General features: G+C 61.6%; 1 pseudogene. It reads right to left on the minus strand.

Annotated elements, in window-relative coordinates:
* A pseudogene (locus H0X90_RS35530) lies at nt 1–396 on the minus strand (hypothetical protein); the annotation flags it as partial.

Consider the following 396-nt stretch of genomic DNA (forward strand, 5'->3'; position numbering starts at 1 on the left):
GTGCCGCGCGTGCGTTGCCCGCGTGGCGAGTCGAACGCGAACTCAACCAAAGGAATCCACTGGTGCAGGGGTTCTTCCTTGGGCAGCACGCCTGGCACAAATCGATCCGTCAAATAGAGCGTGCTGTACTCCAATGCGAATCCCCAGTGCACCGTGGTGACGTTGGCTGTGCTCACACTGTTGAACTGCCGCGTCGTCGGGTCATAGCTCAAGTTGCCCGACGTTTTGCCGGTCGGCACAGCCACGCTGACGCCCGCTGTGATGGCGAATGGCCGCAACCAAGACCATGCGTCAGGCAAGGCGCCGAACCCCTGGCCTATATAAAGGCTGGGCGCGATGGTCGCTGAAGTGTTGGCGCCGAGCCGTTTGGCCCCGGTATGGGGCAGTCCATAGATG

Source organism: Burkholderia sp. 9775_39, assembly GCF_015712225.1.
Taxonomy (GTDB): Bacteria; Pseudomonadota; Gammaproteobacteria; order Burkholderiales; family Burkholderiaceae; genus Burkholderia; species Burkholderia cenocepacia.